This window comes from Kitasatospora sp. NPDC051164 (genome assembly GCF_044455625.1).
Classification (GTDB): domain Bacteria; phylum Actinomycetota; class Actinomycetes; order Streptomycetales; family Streptomycetaceae; genus Kitasatospora.
In genome coordinates this window covers 52,599-75,093 of record NZ_JBITFB010000035.1, presented here as the reverse complement: position 1 = coordinate 75,093, position 22,495 = coordinate 52,599, and the positions used below count along the sequence as shown (strand labels likewise).

The window sequence follows — 22,495 nt, the reverse complement described above, 5'->3', positions numbered from 1 at the left end:
CCGGGCCGTTCGGCCCCGCATCGGGAATTCTTCCGTCGGAAATCCGCGTGCCACCAGACCAATTGACCGCTGCTCCCTCGGACCGCTTTTCCACGACAATTCCCCAAAGGGAGTACCGATGACTTGGCACACGCTGATCGAGGTCTCACGGAAAGCCGGACCCTCACTCACCGCCCAGATCCAGGGCACACTGCGGCGCGAGATCACCGAGGCGGTCCTGCTGCCCGGCACGAGACTGCCCTCCAGCCGCCAGCTTGCCGAGGACCTCGGCGTCTCGCGCAGCGTCGTGGTGGAGGCCTACGGGCAACTGATGGCCGAGGGCTACCTGGAGGCCACGCCCGGCTCCGGCACCCGGGTGGCCGCTCGCCCCACCGCCGCCTCGCCCCCGCCCACCCTGCTGCGCGAGGACCCCGCCCCACCGGTGCGCTGGGACCTGCGCACCGGCACCGCCGGCCTGCCGAGCTTCCCGCAGCGCGAATGGCTGGCTTGCTACCAGAACGCCGTGCGTGGCGCCTCCCGGCGCGACCTCGGCTACCCCTCGCCCTCCGGGGTGCCCGAACTGCGCGCCGAACTGGCCGGCTACCTCGGCCGGGTCCACGGCGTGCACACCACGCCCGAACAGGTCGTGGTGGTGTCCGGTTTCGCCCACGCGCTCGGCCTGGTGTGCGCCGTCCTGCCGGAGTTGGGCATCGACGCGCTCGGCATGGAGGACCCCTGCCACCTGCGCCAGCGCCAGTTCGTCCGTGAGACCGGGCTGCGCCCGCACGCCGTCCCGGTGGACGGCGACGGCATCGACGTGGCCGCGCTGTACCGCTCCGGGCTACGGGCCGTCCTGGTCACCCCCGCCCACCAGTTCCCCACCGGCGCGGCGCTCACCGCCGAACGCCGCGAGTCGCTGGCCCGATGGGCCAGGGACGTCGACGGCTGGGTCATCGAGGACGACTACGACAGCGACCTCTGGCTCGCCCGCGGCGTGCGCGTCCCCGCCCTGCAACGCCTGCTACCCGAACGCACCCTCTACGGCGGCACGGCCAGCAAATCCCTGGCCCCCGGCCTGCGACTGGGCTGGCTCGCCGTGCCCCGCCGGCTGCTCGCCCCGTTGGAACGGGTCCGCTCCCGGCGGGACCTCGGCTCCGACGTGCTCACCCAGCTCGCTCTCGCCGAACTGATGCGCTCCGGACTGTTCGACCGCCACCTGCGCGCCCAGCGTGCTCACCTGCGCGGCCGCCGCGAGAGCCTCGAACTCGCCGTCCAGCGCTTCCTGCCCGGCACCCGGATCCTGGGCACCGCCATGGGACTGCATGCCTACCTGCGCCTGCCCGACCACGTGGACGAGGCCCGCTTGGTGGCGGCCGCGCTGCGCCGCTCGGTACTGGTCCAGGGCGGGCGGCTGTTCCACCACCGCCCGCGCCCGGACGCCCCGGCCCTGGTGCTCGGCTACTCCAACCTCCCGCGCTCGGCGGTCACGGAGGTCCTGCGCACCCTCGGCGAGGCCTGCGCCGAACAGCCGGCCGGGCGCCGCCGCAGCTGCGCCTGACCGGCTGTCCGGAATCTGTTCTCAGGAGCGGGCCCCAGCCGCCAGGAAGTTCTCCAGCAGCCGCATCCCACCGGTGGTAGTGATGCTCTCCGGGTGGAACTGCAGCCCCTCCACCGGCAGGCTGCGGTGCCGCAATCCCATCACGTAGCCGTCGTCCGCGGCGAGCGCGGTCAGCTCCAGCTCCTCGGGCAGCGGCTGCGCCACGACCAGCGAGTGGTACCTGGTTGCGGTCAGACTGTTGCCCAGCCCGGCGAAGACGCCCCGGCCATCGTGCGTCACCGTGCTGGTCCGTCCGTGCATCAGCCGGCCCGCCACCTCCACCCGGCCGCCGAAGGCCAGCGCGATCGCCTGGTGCCCCAGGCACACGCCGAGCAGTGGGATCCGCCCGGCGAAGGCGTGCACCAGCTCGACGTGGCCGGAGGCCGCCGGGTGTCCCGGGCCCGGGCCGAGCAGGATTGCGTCCGGGGCGGATGCGGCCAGCTGCCCGGGGGTGCGGGTGTGGGCGCGCACGACCTCGGTCTGCGCGCCCAGCGAGCGCAGGTACTGGTCGATGATGTGGACGAAGCTGTCCCTCGCGTCCACCAGCAGGACCTTCACGCCGTCAGCTCCTCACCGGTCAACGCCCAGTACCCGGCGCCCAGTTTCGCCAGGGTCTCGTTCCACTCCGCCTCCGGCGTCGAGTCGGCCACCACTCCCGCCGACGCCTGCACCGAGTACACCCCGCTGTGGTGGGAGACGGTGCGGATGCACAGCGCCAGCTCGCTCCAGCCGCCGACGTCGATCAGCCCGACCGCGCCCGCGTAAGCGCCGCGCGGCTCGTGCTCGATGTCCTGGATGAGCTCCATTGCGCGCAGCTTCGGCGCGCCGGTCATGGTGCCGGCCGGGAACGTCGCGCAGAGCGAGCGCCACACGTCCGCCTGCGGCTCCAGGCGGGCGGAGACCGTCGAGACCAGGTGGAAGACGTGCGAGAAGGTCTCCACCGTCATCAGGCCCTCCTCCGTCAGCGAGTGCGGACGGCACACCCGGCTGAGGTCGTTGCGCGCCAGGTCGACCAGCATGATGTGCTCGGCCTGCTCCTTCGGGCTGGCCAGCAGCTCCTTGATCCGCCGCTCGTTGGCCTCCGGGTCGCCGTCGCGGGGGGTGGTGCCGGCGATCGGGCGCATCACGATCCGCTCGTCCTCGATCCGGAACAGCAGCTCGGGGCTGGCGCCGATCAGCGTGCCGCCCGCGTTGGGCAGCAGGTACATGTGCGGCGAGGGGTTGCGCGAGCGCAGCCGCCGGTACACCTGCTCGGGGGTCAGCGCAGTGCACACGTCGATCCGGTGGCCCACCTGAATCTGGTAGATGTCGCCGACCCCGATGTGCTCCAGGCAGCGCCGCACCCAGCCGAGAAAGGTGTCGCGCTCGACGGTGTCGCGCACCGACTGCGGGCGGGCGGCGGGCGGGCAGGCCTGCGCCGGTGGCGCCTGGGCGGCCTCCCGGGCCGCGGCCGCCACATCCGCACCACCGGCCGTACCGAACGCGGCGCACTGCGCGCTCAGCAGGAGCGGCCGCTCGGGGTCGTCGAAGCGCACGCAGTCCCTGAAGAGGGTGAACACCGCGTCCGGGCGCTGCGCCGGCCGGGTACGCGCGGGCAGCTCGTCCATGTGCCAGGCCGCGTCGTAGGCCAGGTTGGCGAGGAAGCCGAAGCCGAACCCGGCCGGAGCCCGCTCTCGGTCCACGGCGAACAGGCCCTGGGCCCTGCGCAGCAGCTCCCACACCACGGTTGCGTCTCCCAGGTCCAGCCGGTCCAGGCCCTCTCCCGGGGTCGCCGGGAGGCCCAGGTCCGCGGCCACGGAGCGCAGCGCGGCGCGCAGCTCGGGCATGCCGTCGATCTCCAGGTAGGTGTCGTACAGCCTGATCTCGGCCAGCCGCCCGTAGCCGACCATGGCGGGCCCGCCGGGGTGGCCGGTGTCGGTCAGGCTCTCCAGCAGGTACACCTCGCCCTGCCCGTGGCGCCGGCCCAGCCGGCTGTACAGCTCCAGCGGGTCGTGCGCCGGCAGCGCTGCGGCGCCGATCCGGACGGCGAACGGGGGCGGTGGCGGAACTTCTGGCATCGGAATCCTCATCGCGAAAAGGCCAGGTCGGTATGGCCGGTGGACTTCGCATCCCAGTCAAACCGGCGCCGCCACAGGCCGGACAGACCAGTTCCCGGAAAGTCGAGCGGACCAATTCGCACTCGCTTGACCGGTTTTCCGGCAGTGGGTTGCAATGGGCGGACCCCTGCGATTTCCCCATTCGCCGGATTCCAGTGGAAGGCCACCATGAACCTCATTCCGCAGTACGAGCCGGGCGCCGCCTGGCGATCACTTCCGGCGGCTCAGCAGCCGAGCTGGCCCGACCAGGCGCAGCTGCGCGAGGTGACCGCCGCGCTTGCGGCCGCGCCGCCCCTTGTCTTCGCCGAAGAGTGCGACCGGCTGTCCGAGCGCCTGGCAGCCGTCGCCCGCGGCGAGGCGTTCGTCCTCCAGGGCGGTGACTGCGCCGAGACCTTCGACGCTCTCACCGTGGACGCGGTCACCGGCAAGCTGCGAACCCTGCTGCAGATGGCGGTGGTGCTGACCTACGCCAGCGGCGTGCCGGTGGTGAAGATCGGCCGCCTGGCCGGGCAGTACGCCAAGCCGCGGTCCCAGCCGGACGAGACCAGAAACGGCGTCACCCTGCCCGCGTACCGGGGCGACGCGGTCAACGGACTCGCCTTCACCGCCGAGGCCCGCCGCCCGGACCCGCACCGCATGCGGCGGATGTACGAGGCCTCGGCGGTCACGCTCAACCTGGTGCGCGGGTTCGCCGGCGGCGGCAGCGCCTCGCTCCACCAGGCCCACGAGTGGAACCGGGGCTTCGTCAGCGACTCCGCCGTCGGGCGCCGCTACGAGGAGCTGGCTGATGGCATCGACCGGGCGCTGCGCTTTCTGCGGGCCTGCGGCGGCCCCAACAAGAAGCTGCGAGAGGCTGAGTTCTTCGCCAGCCACGAGGGGCTGCTGCTGGACTACGAGGAGGCCCTGACCCGGACCGACCCGCGCACCGGCCGACGCTACGCGACCAGCGGGCACCTGCTGTGGATCGGCGAGCGCACCAGGGACCTGGAGGGCGCGCACGTCGCCTACTTCGCCGGGATCAACAACCCGATCGCGATGAAGATCGGCCCCGCGGCCACCGCCGAGACCGTCCTGCCCTATCTGGAGCGCCTCGACCCCGAGCGTCGGCCCGGCCGGCTCACTTTCGTGGTGCGCATGGGCGCCGACCGAGTTCGCGACCTGCTGCCGCCGATCGTGGAGAAGGTCCGCGCCGAGGGCCGGCAGGTGGGCTGGCTCTGCGACCCGATGCACGGCAACACCGTGACCGCGGGCGGGCGCAAGACCCGTCGCTTCGACGACATCGTCGACGAGGTCCGCGGCTTCTTTCAGGTCCACCGCGAGCTCGGCACCCACGCCGGCGGCATCCACGTCGAGCTCACCGGCGACGACGTGACCGAGTGCGTTGGCGGGGGAGACCAATTGCTGCCCGAGAATCTGCACCAGCGCTATGAGACCGCCTGCGACCCCCGCCTGAACCACCGCCAGTCCCTCGACCTCGCCTTCCAGGTGGCCGAGATGCTCGCCCGCCAGTGACACGGTCCGTTGTTGTGCCATCTCGTCGAGCCATGGCGGGCAGGCCGAGGGAGACGCTCGTCCTGACAGAGGATTGAGAGGCGTACGCTCGAGAGGTCGGCGAGTCGGCGCAAGACCGGGACACTAACCGAGCAGGGCGTACCCGACGAAGCCGAGGCTCAGCACCACCGCAGTCGTTCGTTGGGCCGTGGAGACGCCCGTCCACGGCTGTTCGAACCGCCGGGTCGCCAGGCCGATCGCGATCAGCGCGACGGCGAACAGCGGGATCCAGCAGAGCCGGGCCAGCGCCCACCCGGGCGAGTCCGGGCTGGTGGTGAGCCCAGGGACGGCGCCGACCAGGGTTGCGGACAGGCCGCCGGACAACATCGCGCTCTGGTGCCAGCAGAAGACCGTCATCGCGGACAGGTTCAGCACCACCGCGGTGCTCCACAGCCCCGGGTGCGAGAGCAACCGGCCCAGGCGCTCGCGTACCAGCACTGCCAGCCCGCACTGCACGCACGCCAGCGCGGTCACCAGCAGGGACGGCGGGTGGGAGTTGGTGCGCTCCACGCCGGGCACGCCGACCATACTGGCCGGGTAGTGGAACTGCGTCAGCAGGACGGTGAAGAGTGCGATCCCGGCCACCAGCAGGAGCCGCGCGCCCGGCCGACCCAGGCGCCGCTCGCTCCAGCAGACGCCGAGCTGGTAGCCGAACAGCCAGCCGGGCACCAGGTTGACCAGCCCGATCCAGGACGGAACGGCGTCGCTCGCCGGGCCGTAGCGCAGCAGGTCCACCATCGCCACGACAGCCACCAGCGGCAGCACTGACCAGCAGCCCGCCCTCCGGGCGGCCGCCCGGCACAGCGGCGTGAGCGTGGTCAGCCCGGCGTACACCGCGACGAACCACAGCGGCTGGATCACCAGGGTGGCCGCGGTGTGCAGCGAGTCCCCGGGTACCCCGAGCAGGCGCAGCGCGACCAGCAGCACCGCCCAGATCGCGGTCACGGCCAGGGTCGGGCGGCCCAACCGCACCATTCGGCGTCGGATCCAGTCCCCGGTGCCCTCGCCGCGCCCGACCGTGCGCCCGAGCGAGAGCGCCGAGGAGTAGCCGCCGACCAGGAAGAAGATGGCGAGCATCTGCAGCACCCAGCTGACCGGGGAGAGGTAGCCCATCGCGGTCAGCGGGCTGGCGTTGTGCAGGGCACCGCCGTCGTCGACGGTGAAGCCGCCGAGCAGCCAGTGCCCGAGCGGGACGGAGAGCAGGGCCAGGGCGCGCAGCCCGTCGATTCCGCGGTCGCGGTCCAGCGGAGTGGTGATCTCGATCCGGTGGACGACGGAGCGCAGCGGCTCCAGGACGGAGGGGCGGGTGACAGCCGGTTCAGTCAAGGTCATGGCGGCAGTCCTCAGCGGGTGGGGTGGCGGCACAGCGTACGGACGGGTACGAACCGAGGATGATGCGGGCGAAGTTGGCGAGCGATTCGGTGCCGGGCACGAAGTAGCCGGCGTGCCCGTCGGCTCCTTCTGCCGAGACCACCCGGGCCCCGAAACCGGGATCGGTGGGGTCGCGGCCGTGGCCGAGGCCGAGCAGTTCCAACTTGGGGACGTCGCCGACCCAGTCGGAGTCGTTGCGCACCGCCCACACCCGGGCACTGGTCCCCAGGTCGGCGGCGCTGTCGGCGTGCATGCCCGGGCTTGCCACCGCCACCAGGTCGACGACCAGGCCGGGGCGCAGCCCGTCCACCGCCTTGGCGCACAGCACCGAGCCGTAGCTGTGGCAGATCAGCGCCGGGGCGGGGGAGTTGACGGCGGCCAGGCCCTCCAGGAAGCGGCGCAGCCGGGGCGCGCCCAGGTCGGCGAGGCGGGTCGTGGCGGCGTCGACCCCGACCCCGACCGGGGTGGTGTACCCCACCCAGGCGATGGTGGCGACCCTCGTTGCGGGCGCCTGGCGGGCCATCTCCTCACGCAAGGCGCGGGCCTGGCCGGCGGTGCGGGCGTACGGATCCCCACCCTGGTCGAAGGTGGCAAGGTCGATGTCCGATCCGGGGACGACGACGGCGACGCGCTCCGCGGTGGAAAGGTCGCCGAAGACCTCGGTGATTTGGCCGCGCCCGCGCGGGTCGAAGGCGAGGTACTGGCCGTCTTTCGCGAGCAGTTCGGCGTACCGGTCGGTCAGCGTCGCCGCCTGCTCCCGCTCCCGGGCCGGCAGGGCGCCGTCGTCGGCCTCGGCCCGTTGCTGGTCGCGCTCCCGGCGAAGGGCGAGCGCGTTGGCGCGGTAGCGCAGTTCGACGGGAGCGCCGTCGAGGCTGCCCACCACCAGCGGGTGGCGCTCGGCCAGGGACGCCTGCTGCGTCGGGCTCAACGTGCCCGTGAAGTCGGCGATTTCGGAGACCGGGGTGGTGTCCGGGGCGGGCAGCTTCCGGCCCAGGGAGTGGTCGGCCAGCCAGGCGCTGGTGCCCACCGGCGGGCCTGTGACGGCGTTCTGGCTGTCGCCGGCGGCCCAGCCGGCCGTGGCCGGCACTGCCACGCAGACCAGGACGGCGGCGGCCAGCCGGCGGCGCAAACGGAAGCCTGGCATCGGGCGAGCCACTCCTTCAGACGTTCGAGGAAAGGGAGTTCGCAACTCGACCCACCCGGGCGAGTCGCCGCTATCAGGGTCGCCCGCGACCCGGTGCCGGGTCAGTGGGGCGTGTGCCCCAACCGGGGTGGGGCCCGCACCACCAGCGACACACCAGGCACCACCACCATGTCGGTACGTATTGACGACGCTCCGTCAGTTTGTGGACGTAGGTGGTAGGTTGATCCTCGGTTGCGCGCAACGGGGGCACCGGAGAGTGCGCAGGAGCCCTGGGCGTCCCGCCGGGCTTTGTGGAACGGAGACTTCCGTGCGTGTGGTGATCGCGGAGGACAACACCCTGCTGCGGGAGGGCCTCGCGGCCCTGCTCGGCGGAGCCGGGCACGAGATCTGCGCGACGGTGCGCGACGGCGACGAACTGGCCCCCGCCCTGCTGCGCCACCGCCCCGACGTCGCGGTGGTCGACATCAGGATGCCGCCGACCTACCGGGACGAAGGCGTGCGCGGCGTGGCCGAGGCCCGCCGCCTGATCCCCCGGCTCCCGGTGCTCTTCCTCTCCCAGTCCGTCGACCGCCTGGTGGCCGGCGAACTGCTGAGCAACGGCGCCTCCGGCGTGGGCTACCTCCTCAAGGACCGGGTGGGCCGCGTCGAGGACTTCCTGGGCGCCCTGTGGCGGGTCGTCGAGGGCGGCACCGCCCTCGACCCCGAGGTGGTCGGCGAGCTGATGGCCTGGTGTCGAGGCGACCAACCGCTGGAACTGCTCACGCCACGCGAGCGGCAGGTGCTCGCCCTGATGGCCGAGGGCCACCACAACACCGGCATCGCCGAGCGGCTGCGCCTGGCCGAGAGCTCGGTCGGCAAGTACGTAGGCAACATCTTCGGCAAGCTGGGACTGAGCCCGGAGGGCGCCGGTCACCGCCGCGTCCTCGCCGTGCTGACCTATCTGGAGGCCGTGCAACCAGCGTGATTAAGGCAGCTGTGAAGTTCTTGGAGCCACACGGGCGGCGGTGAGACTCTGCTGTGGGCGCCGTGCACAGGTCACGGTGCCGTCTCGCTGACAGGAGCCCGTCCCGTGTCCTACCGGACCGCAGGACTGACACGTCGAGCCACCCTGGGTCTCGGCACCGCCCTCGCCGTCACCCCGGCGCTGGCCCAGGCCGGCCGGGCGTTTGCCGCACCGGAGCCGAACACCACCGGCCCCGACCCCTTCCCTCAGGAGTCGCCCGACCGGCCAGGTCTGGAGGAAGCTTCACTGACCGACCTTCAGAAAGCACTGTCCAGTGGGCTGTTGTCCTCGGTCGACCTGGTGCGCTACTACCTGTCCCGGATCGAACGGCTCGACCGCCACGGCCCCACCCTCGGCTCCGTCCTGGAGACCAACCCCGATGCCATCGCGCAGGCCCGCACCCTGGACGAGGAACGACGCGCCGGGAGGCTGCGCCACCCGCTGCTGCACGGCATCCCGGTCCTGCTGAAAGACGTCGTCGAGACCGCCGACCGGATGCACACCACCGCCGGCTCGCTCGCCCTGCTCGGCGCCCGCCCGGCCCAGGACGCCACCGTCGCCGCCCGGCTGCGCGCGGCGGGCGCCGTCCTGCTCGGAAAGGCCAACCTGACCGAGTGGGCCGGCAGCGAGGTCACCCGGGTCAATGGCTGGAGCACCCGCGGCGGGCAGTGCCGCAACCCCTACCGGCTGGACCGCTCACCCAGCGGATCCAGCGCCGGGCCCGCCGTCGCCGTCTCCGCGAACCTGTGCTCCGTCGCGATCGGCGCGGAGACCAACGGCTCGATCCTCAGCCCGGCCGCCGTCAACGGCGTCGTCGGCCTCAAGCCCACCGTCGGACTGACCAGCCGGGCCGGCGTGATCCCCTGCTCGCCCACCCAGGACTCCATCGGCCCGCTGTGCCGCACCGTCGCGGACGCCGCCGCTGTCCTCGGTGTCATCGCCGGGCCGGACCCGCGCGATGCGGCCAGTGCCGCCGCCGTCGGCCACACCCGGTCCGACTACACCCGCCACCTGGACCCGGACGGCCTGCGCGGCGCCCGTATCGGCGTCCCCCGGCAGGTCTTCTTCGGCTACAGCAGCCACGCCGACGCCGTCGCCGAACAGGCCCTGCGCACTCTGGCAGCGGCCGGTGCGATCCTGGTCGACCCGGCCGACATCCCCACTGCCCAGGAGATGGCCACCGCCGAGGCCCCCGGAACGGTGGCCCTCTACGAGAGCAAGCACAGCTTCGACAGCTACCTCGCGAGCACCCCTGGCGACCACCCGCGCAGCCTCACCGAACTCATCGCGTTCAACGAGCAGCACGCCGGCCAGGAACTGCGCTACTTCGACCAGTCCCCCCTGAAGATGGTGGACACCGCCACCGACGGCGACCTCACCTCCGAGCGCTATCGCAAGGCCCTCGCCGACACCCGGGACATGGCTCGCACCCGCGGCCTGGACGCGGTTCTCGCCGAACACCGCCTGGACGCCCTGGTCATGCCCACCTGGAACCCGGCCTGGAAGATCGACTACCTGAACGGCGACTTCTACCTCGGAGGCAGCTCCGGGCCCGCCTCCCTGGCCGGCTACCCCGCGATCACCGTCCCGGCCGGCACCGCCCTCTCCCTCCCGCTCGGCATCACCTTCACCGGCCCGGCCTGGAGCGAACCGGTGCTGCTCCGGCTCGCCTACGCCTTCGAACAGCGCACCCGGGCCAGGACCAAACCGGGCCTCCTGCCCGCCGAGACCGGGCTCTGACGCCCAAGCCGGACTCCCACCCCGCCGTTCGCACCGGAGGACCGATGAGTCGCCCCACCACCCTCGCCGACAAACTCTGGGACGCCCACGTCGTCCACGCCCAGGACGGCGAACCCGACCTGCTCTACGTCGACCTGCACCTCACCCACGAGGCCACCTCACCCCAGGCCTTCGACGGGCTGCGCCTGGCCGGGCGCACCGTGCGCCGCCCTGAGCTGACCCTCGCCGTCGAGGATCACAACGTGCCCACCGCATCGCAGGAGGTCACCGACCCCGTCAGCCGCCTCCAGTTGGAGACCCTGCGGACCAACTGCGCCGAGTACGGCGTCGAGCTGTACCGCCTGGGCCACGCCCGCCAGGGCATCGTGCACGTCGTCGGACCCCAGCTCGGCCTGGTCCAGCCCGGCATGACGGTGGTGTGCGGCGACAGCCACACGGCCACTCACGGCGCCTTCGGTGCCCTCGCCTTCGGCGTGGGCACCAGCGACGTGGAACAGGTTCTCGCCACCCAGTGCCTGACCCTGGAGCGGCCGCGCACGATGGCTGTGGAGTTCACCGGCGCCCTGCCGCCGGAGGTCGGCGCCAAGGACATGATTCTCGCGCTGATCGGCGCGATTGGCGTCAATGGCGCCCGCGGCCACATGATCGAGTACCGCGGCGAACCGGTCGAGGCCCTGTCGATGGAGGGCCGGATGACCCTGTGCAACATGAGCATCGAGGCCGGCGCCAAAGTCGGCCTGATCGCTCCCGACCGCACCACCATCGACTACCTGGCCGGCCGCCGGCACACCCCGACCGGATCCGCCTGGCAGCAGGCCGCCGCGTACTGGCAGACCTTGCGCACCGACCGCGGCGCCACGTTCGACCGCACCGTCACCATCGACGTCTCCCACCTGACCCCGTTGGTCACCTGGGGCACGAACCCAAGCCAGGTGGTCCCGCTCTCCGGCGTCGTGCCCGCACCCGACGACCTTACCGATCCCGGCGAACGCGCCGCTGCCCGCCGGGCCCTGGAGTACATGGACCTGACCCCCGGCACCGAACTGCGCTCACTGCCCATCGACGTGGTCTTCCTCGGCTCCTGCACCAACGGCCGCATCGAGGACTTGCGGGCCGCCGCCGCCGTCCTGGACGGCCGAACCGTCCACGAGAACACCAGGATGCTGGTTGTCCCCGGCTCGATGACGGTACGCGCCGAGGCCGAACAGGAGGGACTGCACGAGGTCTTCCTCGCAGCCGGCGCCGAATGGCGCCTGCCCGGCTGCTCGATCTGCCTGGGCATGAACGAGGATCGTCTGACGGGTGCCCAGCGTTGCGCCTCGACCTCCAACCGCAACTTCGAGGGCCGCCAGGGGGACGGCGTGCGCACCCACCTGGTCTCCCCGCAGGTCGCGGCCGCGACCGCCGTCGCGGGCCGCCTCGCGGTTCCGGCGGATATCCGGTGACCAGCAGCACACCGATTTAACCCAGCCGTTTTGGAGTTTTCGTGATGAATTTCGAAATACATTCAGGGCGCGCCGTCGTACTGGCCCGCGACGACATCGACACGGACCAGATCGTGCCTGCGGAGTTCTGTCGCAGAGTGGTGAAGAGCGGTTATGCGGACGCCCTCTTCGCCAACTGGCGGAAGGAGCCGGGCTTCGTCCTGGGTCGCCCGGAGAACCAGGGCGCCAGCATCCTCGTCGCGGGCCGCGACTTTGGTATCGGGAGTTCCCGCGAGCACGCGGTGTGGGCACTCAAGGACGGAGGTTTCCGGGTCGTGGTGGCGGCCGGCTTCGGCGACATCTTCCGGCGCAACGCATTGAACAACGGACTGCTCCCGCTTGACCTCCCCTACGCGGAGCTCGGCCGGCTCACCGGGCAGATTGCCGCCCACCCCGGCCTGGAGGTGGTCGTAGACCTGCGCGAGTGCACGCTGCGACTGGGCGGCACATGCTGGCAGTTCGAGGTCGAGGAGCGCGGCCGCCGGATGCTGCTGCGCGGGGAGGACGCCATCGAGGCGGTGCTGCAGCACGGCGGTCTGATCTCTGCCCACGAGGCCCGGCGCCCCGCCTGGCTGCCGACCGTCGGCTGATCCCGGCGGACCGTCTGAAATCCGGTCCATCCCCGTCCCGGCCTCCCCGCGGGCCCGTCCTCGAAGTCAGTCCCGGTCCTTCGGAAAACGGAATCTGGAATTCAGTTCGGTTCGTGATAGGATTCCGTGTGCAGAAGAATGAACCATTGATAGCCTGACCTCGCGTAACACGGCTGGCGGGGGCGCGCTATACCATTGGTCGGCTTTGACGCGGGGGAAACAATGCGGCGCATTCATTTTACGGCGGAAAGTCTGGCGAGCACTCGCTTTCTGATCGATATCGAGCAGATACGGGAAACGCTCCTGGCGCTCGACGTTTTGAGTACCGGAGTCGGCGGAGAGGCCTTCCGGGCCTGGCGCAAGAGAACCGCTGGCAGAAGTGACATCCGCCGCATGATCTCACTGGCCCAGGCACTACGACCGCTCCCGGACCTCGACCACGTCGTGCAGACCCTGTTACAAGGCGACCCGGACGCCCCCGAAGTCGCCACCCAGTCACGCCTGTCAGCTGATCTGGAAAGCTTCCGTCAGATCGCCATCGCCCCCTATTGGGCGAGCATCGAACGGCGCCTGGCCGCCGACCGCGCCGCCCGCAGTGAGATCGTACTCAGCGGAGGGTGGGATCAGATGTTCACCTCACTCCACCGCGCCATCCGGTGGGACCCGCCGGTACTGGAGGTTCCGGGGGAGGGGGAGGACGTCAAACTGGGGTCGGAGGGCCTGTGGCTGGCCCCCTCGCTATTCCTCGCTGCGCGCCCCCCGATCCTCTTCGACCGCTACCTCGGCCAGGACCGCCCCACGTTACTCTATCCCATCCCCATCGACTGGGGCCGCTCCTCCTCCATCTGGGACGCCGTCGAGGAAGGCAACGGCGCCCTGCACGCCCTCATGGGCCGCACCCGCGCCGCCGTACTCGTTGCACTTTCCAGCAGCGCCACCACGACCGAAGTGGGCGAACGCGTGGGCATATCCTCGGCTGCCGCCAGTCAGCACACCGCCGTACTCCGCGCCGCCGGCCTGATCACCACCCTGCGCTCCCTGAACCGGGTCCAGCACACCCTGACACCACTGGGCGCCGCACTGATCACCCGACTGCACTGACCCCGGTCCCCAACGGCAGGCGCGGCGCGGGAGAGCCTGAACTCACGGAAACGCTTCGCTTCTGACGATGAACCAGATAGTGAGGAGCGCACTCCCCGGGTCGGCAAGAAGAACGGCTCTGTCCCGGCATCGGCGGTGATGGCCATCGTTGGCATGGTGTGCGTGACTGTCAACGAGCTTGTGGGTGTGGTGTTTTCGGGACGGACCTGCACTGGCGGGTTGACGGGCTGGGGCCTCCCGGGGATCGGGAGGCTCCAGCCGTGAGCGGCCGCGCGGTTCCGGTCGAGTCGGCCGCAGGGCAGAAGAACCGGGTGCGTCGGCGGTCGTCCGTCAGGCGTTGCAGGTGACCACCGCGCTGGACTGCCAGAGGGTCGGGCTGAGCCGGATGGCGATCGGAGCACGGGTCAGCGAACACTGGGCGGTGGTGTAGCCCGCTGCCTTGGCCTGGGCGTAGGCGCTGTTGTAGGCGGTGATGTTCGAGGCGAACGGGCTGCCGCTGAAAGCGTTGCCGACGAAAAGGGCCTGGCCGGTGACGGCAGTCTGGGCGCCGGCCGGCAGTGCGCCGACGGTCAGCAGGAGGGCGCCGGCGGCAAGGGTGGTTCCGAGTGCGCGCTTGAGGACGGTCATGATGAGGCCCTTCCGGGGATGGTGGCTCCTCGTTCCGAGGCGCCTCGACTTCGAGGATCTGGGGAGCGCGGTGTAGATCGAATTCTTGTCGTGGCGGTGGGGTGCGGACAAGGGCTGTACCCGCTTTCTGTTCGTGCCGTCGCCGGCAGTGAAGAGTCCGCGGCCACACCATGGGCAGGACCCTGATGCCCGACTTCAGCCGAACGTCGTGACCGACTGCCGAGGTGCAAGATGCATGAGCTGATCCTCCGTCACGCAGCGGATCTCAAATACAAGATCGCCTTTGCCGATGCCGAGGACGCGGTGAGCTACGGTGATCTCGCCCGCCGTACTGCCCGGGTGGCCGGCAACCTCCCTGTCGATCGCGGCAGTCGGGTGGCGCTGTACCTGGGCAGCGGGGGGACCGCCATCGCGGCTACCCTCGGCGTCTGCCGTGCGGCCGCCGTCGGCGTTGTACTCGACCCGCGAAGCGGCGACGACGAGCTCCGGTTCCGTTTGGAGGACAGCGGCGCCGGGTTGGTGGTCACTGACCGCCAACACCTGGCGCAGGTCCGGCGGGTGGCCGGCACCGGTGTGGTGACCGTTGACGACCTGCTCGCGCCCACCCGGACGCCGCCACGCGACGACCTCGAGCCGGACGAGCCCGCCTGGCTCCACTACACGTCCGGGACCAGCGGGGACCCGAAGGGCGTGCTGTCGACGCAGGGAGCCTGGCTCCGGTCGGCGGAGCACGCCTACCGGGGACTGCTGGGCATGTCCGGCGACGACCACCTGCTCTGGCCGCTGCCGCTGTTCCACGCCTTCGGGCATTCGATGTGCGTGGTGGGCGTCCTGGCCCTGGGCGCGAGTGCCTACGTGATGGACCGTTTCACGGCGGACCGGGCTGCCGCCCTGCTTCGCCGGACACCGTTCACCGCACTGGGCGGCGTGCCGACGGTCTTCACCCAGCTCCTGGACGTCGGGGCTCCTCTGCCGCCCAGGTGTCTGTCGGCCGGGGCCCCGCTGCCGGAAGAGCTGCGGGTCCGATTCCGCCGCAGGTTCGACCGTGAACTGCACGACGGCTACGGCAGCACGGAGACGTCCGGAAAGATCGCCATCGATGGCGTCGTCCTGCCCGGAATCGACACCCGATTCGTGAACGGTGAGATCCACCTGAGGATGCCCGGTGCCGATCGGTGGCACGCCACGGGAGACCTCGGCCGCGAGGAGCACAGCCGTCTGGTGGTGACCGGGCGAGCCGGCGAAATGATCATCCGGGGCGGGGAGAACATCCACCCGGTCGAGATCGAGCGGGTGCTGGCTCGCTGTCCGGGCGTCCGGGACGTGGTCGTGGTGGGTGAGCCCGACGCGGTGCTCGGTGAGGTGCCGGTCGCCTACGTCGTGGGCGACGTGGATCCGGCGCCGCTGCTCGCCTTCTGCCGTCGCCGGTTGCCATCGCATCGGGTGCCGGAGGCAGTCCGCCCGGTCAGCCGGATTCCGCTGACCTCCTCGGGAAAGCCGGTGCGGAAACGGGTCCGGTTCCAGTACCTGCTCGACGTGGTCCGACGGGAGGCCGCAGGGATCACGGGCCTGTCACCCGAGGCGGACCAGCCATTCGTCGAAGCCGGTCTGGACTCGCTCGGCACGGTACGACTGCGTGACCGGCTGGGCGCGGAACTGGGTGTCGCACTGCCGCCGTCCCTGGTGTTCGACCACCCCACGCCCCGCGCCGTGGCCGACTACCTCGCCGGCGGGGCCGCCGACCCGCCGCCGCCCGCCCGCAAGGCCACCGAGCCGATCGCGATCGTGGGCATGGCGTGTCGCTATCCCGGCGGGATCACCTGCCCCGAAGACCTCTGGCGGGTGGTGGCCGCCGGCCAGGACACGATCACGGGGTTCCCCACGGACCGGGGCTGGCCCTTGGACGAGTTGTTCCACCCGGACCCTGACCATGTGGGCACCAGCTACGTCACGCGTGGGGGCTTCCTCGCCGACGCGGCCGACTTCGACGCCGGGTTCTTCCGGATGTCGCCGCGCGAGGCCCTGGCCACCGACCCGCAGCAGCGACTGCTGCTGGAGACGGCCTGGGAGGCGTTCGAGCGGGCGGGCATCGCGCCCGAGTCGGTGCGGGGCAGTAACACCGGTGTGTTCGTCGGCCTGATGTACAACGACTACGGCAGTCGCTTCCGGGGCGCCGCGCACCAGCTCGAGTCCCAGATCGCGTTGGGTGCGGCGGGGAGTGTGGCCTCCGGACGGATCGCCTACAGCCTGGGTCTGCACGGGCCGGCGCTCACCCTGGACACGGCCTGCTCCTCGTCGCTGGTCGCGATGCACCTCGCGGCAGACTCCCTCCGGGGCGGCCAGTGCGACCTGGCCCTGGCGGGCGGTGCGACTGTCATGGCCACACCGGACAGCTTCGTGGTGTTCAGCCGGCAGCGCGGCCTGGCCCCGGACGGACGGGTGAAACCGTTCTCCGCGGCTGCCGACGGCACGGCCTGGTCGGAGGGCGTGGGGCTGTTGGTCCTTGAGCGGGTGGCCGACGCGGTGCGCAACGGTCACCCGATCCTGGCCCTGCTGCGGGGATCTGCGATCAACCAGGACGGGGCGTCCAACGGCCTCACGGCGCCCAGCGGGCCGGCCCAGGCGGCCGTGATCCAGCAGGCGCTGGCCGACGCCGGGCTGACCGGCGCCGACGTGGACGTGGTCGAGGCCCACGGAACCGGCACCGCCCTGGGCGACCCGATCGAGGCGGCCGCGCTGCTCGCCACCTACGGTCAGGACCGGTCAGCTCCGGTCCTGGTCGGTACCGTCAAGTCCAACCTCGGGCACACCCAGGCAGCCGCCGGGGTTGCGGGCGTGATCAAATCCGTGATGGCGATGCGGCACCGCACCGTGCCGGCCACGCTGAACGTCGACGAGCCGACCCCGCACGTCGACTGGTCCGCCGGTGCACTTCGCCTGGTCACCGAGCGGACGCCCTGGCCGGCGCAGAACCGTCCGCGCCGTGCCGGAGTGTCGGCTTTCGGGATCTCGGGGACCAACGCGCATGTGATCGTCGAGGAGTACGAGCAGCTGCGGGTGGCGTTCCTCTTCCCGGGGCAGGGGGCGCAGCAGCGGGGGATGGGACGGGACCTGGCCGCCAGGTACCCGGTGTTCGCCGCGGCGTTCGAGCAGGCGTGCGCCCGGCTGGATCCGGAGCTACGCGAGGCGATCGACACCGACCTGGTGCACCGTACGGACATCGCCCAGGCGGCCCTGTTCGCCTACGAGGTGGCACTGTTCCGCCTGTTGGAGTCCTGGGGATACCGCCCGGACGCGCTGATCGGGCACTCCGCCGGGCAGATCGCGGCGGCTCACGTGGCGGGCGTCCTGTCGCTGCCCGACGCGGCGAGGCTGATCACTGCCCGCGGGCGGCTCATGCGCGAACTGCCGGCGGGAGGCGCCATGGTCGCCGTCCGGGCCGCCGAGAGCGAGATCAGGCTGACTCCTCGCACCGCGATCGCGGCCGTCAACGGACCGGACTCGGTCGTCGTGTCCGGCCCGGAGGAGGACGTGCTGGCCATCGCCGCCGGGTTCGAGCAGGTGACGCGGCTCACCGTCAGCCACGCCTTCCACTCTCCTCTCATGGACCCCGTTCTGGCCGAGTTCACGGAGGTGGCACGGAGCCTGACGTACCATCCACCGCTCATTCCGATCATCGGCGCCCGCCCGGACGATCCGCACTACTGGGTGCGGCACGTGCGCGAGACGGTCCGCTTCGCCGACCACGTGGCCATGGTCGACGGCGCGGCCCTGGTCGAACTGGGCCCGGGCAACACCCTGGGTGCGCTCGTCGAGGGTGTCATCTCCACCACCGACCCCGAGCAGGCAGCGAGCCGGCTGCGGGGCACCCGCGCCTTCCACCGGCAGCGCTACTGGCTCGACCGCGCCACCGAGCACCCGCTGATCGAGTCGACCGTGATCGTGCCCGGTTCCGGCGAGGTGGTGTGCATCGCCGACCTCAGCCCGGTGTGGCTGCTCGACCATGTCGTTGACGGGACGGCGATCGTGCCCGCCACGGCGATCCTGGAGCTGGTGCTGTACGCCGGGGAGCGGGCCGGCTGCGGCACCGTCGACGAACTGGTCCTGCACACGGCGATGCGCCTGCCCCGGACGCGGCGGGCCGAGATCGTCGTCCGCCCCGAGGTCGACGGCGCGCGGCCGTTCGAGGTGCACGCGAACGGAGTCCGCTGTGCCAGCGGCCGGCTGGCTCTGCTGGCCGGCGGGGGTCGGCCCGCGCCGCAGGTGGACATCGGCGAGTGGCCCCCGCCGGACGCTGAGGAACTCGAAGTCGAGCACGCCGACTACGGACCGGCGTTCCGCGGGCTGAGCAGGATGTGGCGCCGCGGCGACGAACTCTTCGGCGAGGTGCGCGGGGAGTTCCCGGACGCCGGGCGGTTCGCGCTGCACCCCGCCCTGTTCGACGCGGCGTTGCACCCGGCACGGCTGCTCTCTGACGGGGTGCCGTTCGCCCTGCGCGGCGTGCACCTGCTGGCGCGGGGCGCCACGGGTCTGCGAGTCCGCATCCACGAGGGGCGGATCGCCGCGACCGATCAGACGGGCCGGCCGGTGGCGTACGTCGAATCACTCACCGTGCGTGCGACCGGAACCGGCCGGGGAACGCTGTTCCGCCCGGAGTGGCACCGGGTTCCCGGCCGGCCACGGGGTCAGGTCCTCGAGGTGCCGCCAGGCGACGCCCCCGACGCCCTGGCGCTCACTCTGCGGGAGCTGCAGGCCGATCACGAGCACCTCACCGTTCTGGTCCGTCCGGCCGACCTGGCCGGCGCGGCGGTGGCCGGCCTGATCCGGGTCGCGCAGACGGAGCACCCCGGCCGGTTCACCCTGGCCGAAGTCAGCGATGGGCGGACCGAGATCGTGTCCGAGCGCGCGAATCTGGTCCCGGTGCCAGGCGGCGCCTTCACCTGGCGCGGGACCGTCCTGGTCACCGGTGGCGGCGCGCTGGGCCAGGCGGTCGCCGACCACCTGCGAGCCAAGGGAGTGCGCGTCGTGGTCGCCAGCCGCAGCGGTGAGACGCGCCTGGACGTCACCGACCGGGAGGCCCTGGCCGCGCTGGTCGACTCGATCGAGGACCTGCGGGCCGTCGTGCACACCGCCGGGGTGCTCGACGACGGGATCCTGGCGTCGATGACCCCGGCGCGCATGGATACGGTATGGCTCCCCAAGGCCGAAGCGGCGTGGCACCTGCACGAGCTGACCGCACATCGAGAACTGGACGCCTTCGTGCTGTTCTCCTCGGCGGCCGGTGTGCTCGGTCACGCCGGACAGGCCAACTACGCGGCGGCCAACTGCTACCTGGACGAGCTCGCTCGCCACCGGCGGCGACTGGGGCTCCCCGCTCTCTCCCTGGCCTGGGGCCCGTGGACGATCGGGATGATGGCCGACCGGACCGCTGATCCCGGCCTGGTGCCCCTCACGCCCGCAGAGGGCGTGGCACTCCTGGAGGCGGCGCTGGGCACCGACGAGCCGGTTCTGGTCCCGATCGCGTTCGACCGCCTGCCCCGGCCGAAAACACGCACCACGCCGGAACCGACCCCGCCGGCAAACCTGCTGGAGATGGTGTGCGCCGAGATCGCCGCCGTGTTGAGCTACCCGGACGTGCAACCGGACACCCCGATCCTCGACCTCGGATTCGACTCACTGACCTCGATCGAGCTGCGCAACCGCCTGGAGGGACGGACCGGCCTACGCCTCCCCGCTACGGCGGTGTTCGAAGCTCCCACGCCCAGGGCACTCGCCGAGCAGTTGCGTCCGCCGCCGCCCCCGGGGACGCTCGCGTACCTGTACCGCAAGCTGTGTGAGCTGGGCCGGCCTCGAGAGGCCATGCACCTGCTCGTCTCCGCGTCGTGGGCGCTGCCGTCGGCGGCAACGCTCCCTTCAGCCGCCCCACAGCGACTCAGCGACGGCGAAGGCCCGGCGATCGTCTGTTTCCCCGCCTTCGCCTCACCCCCTGGGGAGTACGGCCTCCTGGCCCGGCATCTGCCGGGCATGTGGCTGCTCCCGCACCCGGGGTACGACGGCGGCCCCGTGCCGGAGGACGTGGAGGCCCTCGTCCGGACACATGCCGCCTCGATCAGGAGGCTCGACCGACCGGTGGTGCTGCTGGGCCGCTCCACCGGCGGCCTGGTCGCGCAAGCCGTCGCGGAACGAGTCGGTGCCGAGGCGGTGGTGCTGGTGGACACCCACCCGGTCCGGGACGAGGAATGGCTCACCGAACTGCCGGTCCGCAGCGCGATCAGGCTCGACGAGCCCGGCCTCGCGGCGATGGGCGCGTATACCCGCATCTTTCTGGACCGGCAGGAGGAGACGACCATTGCGACACTGTGCCTGCGAGCCGGCGAAGTTCCGGGTGACCACTACTCAGTCCTCGAGGAGCACGCGGCCACGACGGCGGAAGCAATCCAGGCGTGGCTCTCCCGGACGGTGTCGCCCACGCCGGGGTGAGTGTCGGGGTGAGGCCCAGGCGCGCTCGAGCAGGCGAAGGCCTCTTCGGCGGCGGGGCACCCCGGGCCGGCGCCTCGGATTGTCCCGGCGCCTCGGATGGTCCCGGCGTCCGGCGGTGTCGATGTCCGGCCCGCCTGATACTGACAGGGGCAGGCAGGCGCGGTCGCGCGTGGCCATACTCGAATCCATGAGCAGCAGATCAGAGTTGGGGAGGTTCCTGCGGACGCGCCGGGCGCAACTGCAGCCCGCGGACGTCGGGTTGCGGATGTTCGACGAGGAGCGGCGGGTGCCGGGACTGCGCCGCGACGAGCTGGCGCGGTTGGCGGGTGTGAGCGAGTCCTACTACACGCGACTGGAGCAGGGGGTGTCGCTCAACGCGTCGACGGAGGTGTTGGAGGCGATCGCCCGAGCGCTTCGCCTGGACGGAACCGAACGCCGCCACCTGCACGATCTCGCAGGAGCGTGGCACAAGGGCGGCAACGAGCGAACCCGCCGGCAGGCGCCGGAGCACGTCAGCGATACGACGAGACAGCTGATCGGCGCCTTCGGGGACACCCCGGTCATCGTGCTCGGCCGCCGCAGCGACGTGCTGGCGTGGAATCGCGCGGGGCATGCGTTGTTCGCCGGACACCTCGACTACCGGAGCCCCGAGCATCCCGACAGGCGTCCGAACACCGCCCGCCTGGTCTTCCTGGATGCCCACACCCGCGAGCTGTACGAGGACTGGCCGAAGAAGGCCAGGGACGTGGTGGGCAGGCTGCGCATGACCGTCGGCCGGCACCCCGACGATCCGATGCTGGCCGCGTTGATCGGCGAACTGGTCATGCACAGTACCGAGTTCACCGCGATGTGGTCCGCGCACCCGGTCCGGGCCTGGGACACCGCGACCTACCGGATGCGCCATCCCCTGGTCGGAGCCGTGGACGTCACCCAGCAGGCCATGCCGGTCCCGGACGGGCCGGGACAGCGAATCGTGGCGGTCACCGCGGCGGCGGGTTCGGCCTCGCAGGCCGCGCTGACCCTGCTCGCTCAAGCCGTCGCCCCGGGCGAACAGACGCGCCCGGCAGGTACGACACCCGGACCGGAACCGATCGCTGGCACCAGCCCGGTCTCGTAGTCGTCGTCATCCCCTCCCTGGCCGGCGGCAACGATGCCGCCCGATCAGGACAGTCAGAGAAGGTCGCTGACGACGGCGCGTCTCAAGAAACCTGTCCCACCCTGCGCACGCGGTGGGCGACCGAAGACCCAACCCCATCTGTGGCACCCGTGAAAGGAACAAGCATGTCCGTGCTCTACACCACCGAGGCGATATCGACCGGCGACGGCCGGAACGGGGAGGTCCGCTCCCTGGACGGGGTGCTCGACGAAGTCCTGGCGGTCCCCAAGGAGATGGGCGGCCCCGGCGGCGACCGGACCAACCCCGAGCAGCTCTTCGCCGCAGGCTACGCCGCCTGCTTCCACAACGGGCTGCGACTGATCGCAGGCCGGCAGAAGGTCGATGTCGGTGCGTCCACCGTCACCTCCACGGTGAGCCTGCTCGCCCTGGACGAAGGACGCTTCACCCTCGCCGTCACGCTCTCGGCACACCTGCCCGGCCTCGACCAGGCCACCGCCGACCAGCTCGTGGCGACCACCCACCAGGTCTGCCCGTACTCCAACGCCACCCGTGGGAACGTAGAGGTGACGCTCAGGGCAACGGTCTGAGCCCAGGCGGCCGGACCGGGCGTATCCG

The 22,495-nt window shown here is 71.5% G+C and carries 15 protein-coding genes; 10 read left to right on the top strand and 5 right to left on the bottom strand.

Annotated elements, in window-relative coordinates; all coding sequences use genetic code 11:
* Positions 1 to 118: 118 nt before the first annotated feature.
* Positions 119 to 1,537: a PLP-dependent aminotransferase family protein gene (locus ACIBEC_RS38460; protein ID WP_360507428.1), complete on the top strand. Its 1,419-nt coding sequence runs from the start codon at positions 119 to 121 to the stop codon at positions 1,535 to 1,537.
* Positions 1,538 to 1,558: 21 nt separating this feature from the next.
* On the opposite strand, the gene ACIBEC_RS38455 is transcribed toward ACIBEC_RS38460, so the two are convergent.
* Together ACIBEC_RS38455 and ACIBEC_RS38450 are read right to left on the bottom strand one after the other, a co-directional pair.
* Positions 1,559 to 2,134, bottom strand: coding sequence for an aminodeoxychorismate/anthranilate synthase component II (locus ACIBEC_RS38455; RefSeq protein WP_350517895.1), 576 nt, complete (start codon positions 2,132 to 2,134; stop codon positions 1,559 to 1,561).
* Positions 2,131 to 3,633, bottom strand: coding sequence for an anthranilate synthase component I family protein (locus tag ACIBEC_RS38450; protein ID WP_360507425.1), 1,503 nt, complete (start codon positions 3,631 to 3,633; stop codon positions 2,131 to 2,133). The genes ACIBEC_RS38455 and ACIBEC_RS38450 overlap by 4 nt, the downstream gene beginning before the upstream one ends.
* 207 nt (positions 3,634 to 3,840) lie before the next feature.
* On the opposite strand from ACIBEC_RS38450, the gene ACIBEC_RS38445 reads away from it, so the two are divergent.
* On the top strand, positions 3,841 to 5,184 hold the full coding sequence (locus ACIBEC_RS38445) for a class II 3-deoxy-7-phosphoheptulonate synthase (protein WP_360507422.1): 1,344 nt from the start codon (positions 3,841 to 3,843) through the stop codon (positions 5,182 to 5,184).
* A gap of 123 nt (positions 5,185 to 5,307) precedes the next feature.
* Here ACIBEC_RS38445 and ACIBEC_RS38440 read toward each other — a convergent pair whose 3' ends face one another.
* Entirely contained in the window at positions 5,308 to 6,555 is a 1,248-nt protein-coding gene (locus ACIBEC_RS38440) for an acyltransferase (RefSeq protein ID WP_360507419.1), read from the bottom strand.
* A complete protein-coding gene (locus tag ACIBEC_RS38435; RefSeq protein ID WP_360507417.1) occupies positions 6,542 to 7,738 on the bottom strand; it encodes an alpha/beta hydrolase in 1,197 nt (398 codons plus the stop codon). The genes ACIBEC_RS38440 and ACIBEC_RS38435 overlap by 14 nt, the downstream gene beginning before the upstream one ends.
* 307 nt (positions 7,739 to 8,045) lie before the next feature.
* On the opposite strand from ACIBEC_RS38435, the gene ACIBEC_RS38430 reads away from it, so the two are divergent.
* The 5 genes from ACIBEC_RS38430 (at position 8,046) to ACIBEC_RS38410 (ending at position 13,656) form a co-directional block, all read left to right on the top strand.
* The gene (locus ACIBEC_RS38430; RefSeq protein ID WP_360507414.1) at positions 8,046 to 8,702 is read left to right on the top strand and encodes a response regulator transcription factor; all 657 of its coding nucleotides are present in this window, start codon (positions 8,046 to 8,048) and stop codon (positions 8,700 to 8,702) included.
* A gap of 105 nt (positions 8,703 to 8,807) precedes the next feature.
* A complete protein-coding gene (locus tag ACIBEC_RS38425; protein ID WP_360507411.1) occupies positions 8,808 to 10,481 on the top strand; it encodes an amidase in 1,674 nt (557 codons plus the stop codon).
* A 44-nt stretch (positions 10,482 to 10,525) separates the two neighbouring features.
* Positions 10,526 to 11,926 carry a 3-isopropylmalate dehydratase large subunit gene (gene leuC, locus ACIBEC_RS38420; RefSeq protein WP_360507408.1) on the top strand — a complete coding sequence of 467 codons (1,401 nt, stop codon included), beginning with the start codon at positions 10,526 to 10,528 and terminating at the stop codon, positions 11,924 to 11,926.
* A gap of 44 nt (positions 11,927 to 11,970) precedes the next feature.
* Complete coding sequence (leuD, locus tag ACIBEC_RS38415) at positions 11,971 to 12,555, top strand: 3-isopropylmalate dehydratase small subunit (protein ID WP_360507405.1); 585 nt, start codon at positions 11,971 to 11,973, stop codon at positions 12,553 to 12,555.
* Between the two features lie 222 nt (positions 12,556 to 12,777).
* Positions 12,778 to 13,656, top strand: coding sequence for a winged helix-turn-helix domain-containing protein (locus ACIBEC_RS38410; protein ID WP_360507403.1), 879 nt, complete (start codon positions 12,778 to 12,780; stop codon positions 13,654 to 13,656).
* Between the two features lie 330 nt (positions 13,657 to 13,986).
* On the opposite strand, the gene ACIBEC_RS38405 is transcribed toward ACIBEC_RS38410, so the two are convergent.
* A complete protein-coding gene (locus tag ACIBEC_RS38405) occupies positions 13,987 to 14,283 on the bottom strand; it encodes a hypothetical protein (protein WP_360507400.1) in 297 nt (98 codons plus the stop codon).
* Positions 14,284 to 14,514: 231 nt separating this feature from the next.
* On the opposite strand from ACIBEC_RS38405, the gene ACIBEC_RS38400 reads away from it, so the two are divergent.
* From ACIBEC_RS38400 to ACIBEC_RS38390, 3 genes are all read left to right on the top strand, one after another.
* Positions 14,515 to 20,763, top strand: a complete 6,249-nt coding sequence (locus ACIBEC_RS38400) for a type I polyketide synthase (protein ID WP_360507397.1) — start codon at positions 14,515 to 14,517, stop codon at positions 20,761 to 20,763.
* A 187-nt stretch (positions 20,764 to 20,950) separates the two neighbouring features.
* Positions 20,951 to 21,880, top strand: coding sequence for a helix-turn-helix transcriptional regulator (locus ACIBEC_RS38395; RefSeq protein ID WP_360507394.1), 930 nt, complete (start codon positions 20,951 to 20,953; stop codon positions 21,878 to 21,880).
* A gap of 164 nt (positions 21,881 to 22,044) precedes the next feature.
* On the top strand, positions 22,045 to 22,467 hold the full coding sequence (locus tag ACIBEC_RS38390) for an organic hydroperoxide resistance protein (protein ID WP_360507392.1): 423 nt from the start codon (positions 22,045 to 22,047) through the stop codon (positions 22,465 to 22,467).
* Positions 22,468 to 22,495 lie beyond the last annotated feature (28 nt).

Coding starts and splice junctions, on each gene's coding strand:
- leuC (WP_360507408.1), top strand. CDS start 10,526: ATGAGTCGCCCCACCACCCTCGCCGACAAACTCTGGGACGCCCACGTC.
- ACIBEC_RS38410 (WP_360507403.1), top strand. CDS start 12,778: ATGCGGCGCATTCATTTTACGGCGGAAAGTCTGGCGAGCACTCGCTTT.
- leuD (WP_360507405.1), top strand. CDS start 11,971: ATGAATTTCGAAATACATTCAGGGCGCGCCGTCGTACTGGCCCGCGAC.
- ACIBEC_RS38460 (WP_360507428.1), top strand. CDS start 119: ATGACTTGGCACACGCTGATCGAGGTCTCACGGAAAGCCGGACCCTCA.
- ACIBEC_RS38390 (WP_360507392.1), top strand. CDS start 22,045: ATGTCCGTGCTCTACACCACCGAGGCGATATCGACCGGCGACGGCCGG.
- ACIBEC_RS38395 (WP_360507394.1), top strand. CDS start 20,951: ATGAGCAGCAGATCAGAGTTGGGGAGGTTCCTGCGGACGCGCCGGGCG.
- ACIBEC_RS38440 (WP_360507419.1), bottom strand. CDS start 6,555: ATGACCTTGACTGAACCGGCTGTCACCCGCCCCTCCGTCCTGGAGCCG.
- ACIBEC_RS38445 (WP_360507422.1), top strand. CDS start 3,841: ATGAACCTCATTCCGCAGTACGAGCCGGGCGCCGCCTGGCGATCACTT.
- ACIBEC_RS38400 (WP_360507397.1), top strand. CDS start 14,515: ATGCATGAGCTGATCCTCCGTCACGCAGCGGATCTCAAATACAAGATC.
- ACIBEC_RS38435 (WP_360507417.1), bottom strand. CDS start 7,738: ATGCCAGGCTTCCGTTTGCGCCGCCGGCTGGCCGCCGCCGTCCTGGTC.
- ACIBEC_RS38450 (WP_360507425.1), bottom strand. CDS start 3,633: ATGCCAGAAGTTCCGCCACCGCCCCCGTTCGCCGTCCGGATCGGCGCC.
- ACIBEC_RS38405 (WP_360507400.1), bottom strand. CDS start 14,283: ATGACCGTCCTCAAGCGCGCACTCGGAACCACCCTTGCCGCCGGCGCC.